This window comes from uncultured Lactobacillus sp. (genome assembly GCF_902491705.1).
In the GTDB taxonomy this organism is placed as follows: domain Bacteria; phylum Bacillota; class Bacilli; order Lactobacillales; family Lactobacillaceae; genus Lactobacillus.
The window spans coordinates 1-4,420 of sequence record NZ_CABUIW010000090.1 but is presented as its reverse complement, the minus strand read 5'-3'; the positions used below and the strand labels follow the sequence as shown (position 1 = coordinate 4,420).

Genomic DNA, 4,420 nt, shown 5'->3' with positions numbered 1-4,420 from the left:
CGATCTAAATGTTGCTCCTTGGAACTCACACGCGCATAACCGATTTTAGCCATTTTCAATTCTCCTTTTGGACAGTTCTAATGAACGTTTATAATTCCTAGTATAGCACAAAAATAGAAAAGGCCAATAGGGTACACCCTATTGGCCTTACTTATAAGAGAATTGCTATACAAATTTGTTCAATTTTCTTTCATGAAAAATTAGTAAAAATATACTCCAAGAGCTTATATATCTCCCAATCTTAAATTATTAATATCTTGAGATTTGTGTACTTTAACAGTCATGAATAGGGATAAACAGTTCATTTGTATCCATAGGATCATCTAAAGTCAATCCCATTCCTGTTTTTGGAATATTAGATTGAAAGGCTTATATGGCCGGGACCCGCTTCTGTTTGTACTTCTCCTGAGCCTTCGAAGGTGAATAGGATTTACCAGTAGAATTACGGCTTAATTCTCGAGAAATGGTTGAGTAACTTTTCTTGATATGGCTGGCAATCTCAAGAAGTGAGTTTCCATGATTCCTCATTAAAAAGATAGTTTCCCGTTCATCTATGGTAATATGCTTGTAGTGGTCCATGGCTGAATTCCTTTCATGATTGTTTTCGCAAACATCATTTTACAGAAATTTAGCCATGGGCCATTCTTTATTTAATTAGTGTTGCACTTAAAGTGTAAATTCAAGGTTAATATTTTCATTATATGCAAAAGGATTGGTCACCACAATGACCAATCCTTAATGTTTATTACTTTTAATTAGATGTTGCTATTATCATCTTTATCAATTTAAATTGTTGGCAACTTGTTTATGCTTCCTGCAGTAATCCTCTGGGGTTAAATAAACCGAGTGATCACCTAATGCACTCGTTATCGTCATAATTCTTGGTGGCAGCAATCCCACCCGCTTAACCAGTCCTGAATTACCAAATAAGGCTGAAGGTGTCCCGGAAAAGGCAATCTGACCATGCGCCATCACGTGAACTGTCGAAAATTCAGCCGCTACCCAATCCATATCATGAGTAATCGTGATCACCTGATGACCACTTTTTACAAGTTGATGAAAAATGTTAGTCATTCGCTTTCGACTGGGCCAGTCTAACGACATCATCGGCTCGTCAAACAAATAAATTGCAGGATTAATGGCCAAAACCGTTGCAAACGTTAATAACTTTCGTTCAGATAACGAAAGGTCATATGGATTTTCGGCTGCTTTATCAGCTAATCCAACCGCAACCAAAGCTTGATCAGCCGCTTTTTTAATCATCAATTGATCCGATTCAATTTGAGAAAGCCCCCAAGCCACTTCTTTTTGAACCGTTGCGTTAAATAATTGATCATCTGGATCTTGAAATGTCACGCCAATTTGTTTCAACTTTGCCTGTGATTTCAACTCATCTATTGAAACGCCATTAATCATAATGGTCCCTTCTTGCGGTGTTATCAATCCGATCAGTAACTTTAACAAAGTTGATTTACCAGCGCCGTTCTGACCAACAATTGCGGTTAGTGGACTGTCAAAAGATTGCCGATCAATTTCCACCTGAAATGAGTGTTCTGGATAAGTGTAACGCAACCCACTAATTTCAATTTGCGGCATAATAAGCCTCCTCTAATTGTTGATTGGTAACCGGAAATTCGTCTGCTGCACCAGGGATTGACCACTTCATTAATTTTGCCAATCGAAACACAGTCGGTTCAGCAAGCTGCCAGTCCGGCTTCAGATGATTAAAAACAGTCAGCGGTTTTCCTGCCGCAACTAACTCGCCAGCTTTCAGAACCCAAATTTGGTCAGCAATTTCACAGAGATCGTCGACTTCATTTGACACAATGAAGATCGTCTTTTTTTCAACACTGACTAACCAACTGAAGAAATGCTGACGTCCAAGTGGATCCATTTCACTGGTGGGATCATCTAAAACCAAAATTGACGGATCAGTTACGATTGCTGTGGCAATTGCCAGCCGTTGTTTTTGTCCGCCAGACAGCGTTCCCGGTGATTGATTTAATTGGTCGCCTAACCCCAACTGATCGGCAACATTGAGGACTCGCCGTTTAATTTGATCAGCTGGAACTCCTTGATTAATAAGATCAAACGCAATTTCATCGGCAACCGTATCGGCAAGCCCACTCAATTGACCAGCCGGATTCTGCAGCACAACACCGGTTTGCTGATTATACTTCTGCCAATCCAAATTTGGCGATAATGATCCAACTTGAATGGTTCCCGTTACATCACCTGAAATAATTGTTGGTACAATTCCGGCTAATACCCGACATAACGATGTTTTACCTGCATGATGATTACCAATGATGCCAATAACATGCCCAAATTCGGCGTCAACCGAAATATGTTTTAGCGCGGATGTTTCAATCCCTCGGTAACGTAGACTTAAATTTTCTAAATGAATTTGCTGCCGATTATCCATAATTTCCACTCAATCAATATAATTGCTAATAAACTCAAGCCACGATGATTAACCATTTCGTGCCGATAAAGATTTGCCGATTTTAGTGCTACCCGATGGGGACTATTAAATCCACGTAATCGCAGGGCGATCGACCGTTCCATTGATTGATCAAGCGTTTTGATCACTAATGGAACCAGCACTGGTAAAATTGATTTAATCTTTTCAAGAATGGTTTTCTGTTGATTAATGCCACGTGCCCGTTGCGCCATTTGAATTTTTTTCATGTTGGCCATCATTTCCGGTAAAATATAGCAAACCGACATCAATATATAGACCGCTTTATAGGAGAGACCGACCTGCTCCAAATATTTAGAATTTTCTGACACTGTAGTCGTTGTCATAAAAAAGCTGGTTGCTAAAATAATGACAAAAATTCGACACCCCATCGTTGCTGCATATAACAGCCCTTCTTGATAGAATCGAATCCCGACCACTGAAACCAACAGAGTCTGATTGTGACTGTAAAAGAGGCCCTGAATAATCAGCATTGTAAAAATTAAGAATGAGCTGAATTCAATTGCGTGAACCGCCGACTTGCCGGCTTTCGAAATCAGTAGAATTACTAGCGCAACGAATACAAGCGCAATTTCAACTAACAAATTGGTGAAACAAAAGCTTAGTAAGGCCAGATCAAGGGCCATCAATAATTTTGTTACCGGATCAACTACCGACGTCCAGCCACGGTGAGCTACCGAACCTTGTAAAATTGAATTTGGTTCATTCATTATTTATCATCCCTGAAAAAGCGAATCATTCGCTGCGGCAGTTGCCGATAGATAAAGAATGCCAAGTAGGCAACAACAACTTTATCCAAAATGTCCAAAATAAATTCATCAGTAAATGATGAAATCCAAACTGGAATGTGATTAGCGATCATCGCAGCGAAAATTGAATCACCCCAAGGAATCCCAGTTTGGCCACCCCAAAAAATGACATTAAGTGGTGTTGAAATGACAGCAGATACAATTGCAATAATAATAGCGGATACGAATACTTTCTTTGCGGATGAAAACCATCCCTTGGCGTGGAGGACCCCAACGGCAATCCCAATTCCAATACTAGTAATTGCGTAGACCGTTGAAACCGGTGATAGCGTCAATCCATAAATGACGTTATTAATAAAGCCACTAATTGCACCAGCCACCGGGCCAGCTAACATACTTGCCAGAAAAGTTCCCAACGTTCCTAACCAAACCGGTAATTTTAATCCTTCGGCAAACGCCTTGGCAACATAGTTAATTCCGACTGCTGCAGGAATCAACGTCATCGTTGCTGTTGACAACCGAATCTTCCAGATACTTGACCGCTTAATATTTTGGACTCTCAAAATCCGCACCTCATTTGCTTAATCATTTTAAATAAAGGTATAAATTACTTTTATTTAAAAGTAATTTATACCTTTAATCTAATTAAAAACATTGTACGACTGTCTTGATAAAAGTCAAGTCGACTTTAATAGTTTTTGCGGTTGTGACTTGGTCTTTTTTCTTCTTGAAGCTTATGTTTTGTTTAATACGGAATATTTTGGAGTAAGCTGGCTACCGAGTCTAAACGTGCAAAGAGAAGCGGGTCCCGGCCATATAAGCCTTTCAATCTAATATTCCAAAAACAGGAATGGGATTGACTTTAGATGATCCTATGGATACAAATGAACTGTTTATCCCTATTCATGACTGTTAAAGTACACAAATCTCAAGATATTAATAATTTAAGATTGGGAGATATATAAGCTCTTGGAGTATATTTTTACTAATTTTTCATGAAAGAAAATTGAACAAATTTGTATAGCAATTCTCTTATAAGTAAGGCCAATAGGGTGTACCCTATTGGCCTTTTCTATTTTTGTGCTATACTAGGAATTATAAACGTTCATTAGAACTGTCCAAAAGGAGAATTGAAAATGGCTAAAATCGGTTATGCGCGTGTGAGTTCCAAGGAGCAACATTTAGATCG

5 protein-coding genes are annotated in these 4,420 nt (G+C 39.0%); all 5 read right to left on the bottom strand.

Annotated features, from left to right (window positions below; all coding sequences use genetic code 11):
* Nucleotides 1–369: 369 nt before the first annotated feature.
* Nucleotides 370–579 carry a helix-turn-helix domain-containing protein gene (locus RDN22_RS10970; RefSeq protein WP_274381198.1) on the bottom strand — a complete coding sequence of 70 codons (210 nt, stop codon included), beginning with the start codon at nucleotides 577–579 and terminating at the stop codon, nucleotides 370–372.
* A gap of 201 nt (nucleotides 580–780) precedes the next feature.
* Nucleotides 781–1,596 carry an energy-coupling factor ABC transporter ATP-binding protein gene (locus RDN22_RS10965; RefSeq protein ID WP_035426683.1) on the bottom strand — a complete coding sequence of 272 codons (816 nt, stop codon included), beginning with the start codon at nucleotides 1,594–1,596 and terminating at the stop codon, nucleotides 781–783.
* On the bottom strand, nucleotides 1,583–2,425 hold the full coding sequence (locus RDN22_RS10960) for an ABC transporter ATP-binding protein (protein ID WP_048687234.1): 843 nt from the start codon (nucleotides 2,423–2,425) through the stop codon (nucleotides 1,583–1,585). Before RDN22_RS10960 ends, RDN22_RS10965 begins: the two co-directional genes overlap by 14 nt.
* Nucleotides 2,398–3,192: an energy-coupling factor transporter transmembrane component T gene (locus RDN22_RS10955; RefSeq protein WP_021315043.1), complete on the bottom strand. Its 795-nt coding sequence runs from the start codon at nucleotides 3,190–3,192 to the stop codon at nucleotides 2,398–2,400. The genes RDN22_RS10960 and RDN22_RS10955 overlap by 28 nt, the downstream gene beginning before the upstream one ends.
* Complete coding sequence (locus tag RDN22_RS10950; RefSeq protein ID WP_100733233.1) at nucleotides 3,192–3,734, bottom strand: ECF transporter S component; 543 nt, start codon at nucleotides 3,732–3,734, stop codon at nucleotides 3,192–3,194. The genes RDN22_RS10955 and RDN22_RS10950 overlap by 1 nt, the downstream gene beginning before the upstream one ends.
* Nucleotides 3,735–4,420: the final 686 nt, after the last annotated feature.

Excerpts from the sequence above, each read along its gene's own strand:
- RDN22_RS10970 (WP_274381198.1), bottom strand. The coding sequence starts at position 579 with ATGGACCACTACAAGCATATTACCATAGATGAACGGGAAACTATCTTT.
- RDN22_RS10965 (WP_035426683.1), bottom strand. The coding sequence starts at position 1,596 with ATGCCGCAAATTGAAATTAGTGGGTTGCGTTACACTTATCCAGAACAC.
- RDN22_RS10960 (WP_048687234.1), bottom strand. The coding sequence starts at position 2,425 with ATGGATAATCGGCAGCAAATTCATTTAGAAAATTTAAGTCTACGTTAC.
- RDN22_RS10955 (WP_021315043.1), bottom strand. The coding sequence starts at position 3,192 with ATGAATGAACCAAATTCAATTTTACAAGGTTCGGTAGCTCACCGTGGC.
- RDN22_RS10950 (WP_100733233.1), bottom strand. The coding sequence starts at position 3,734 with ATGACGTTGATTCCTGCAGCAGTCGGAATTAACTATGTTGCCAAGGCG.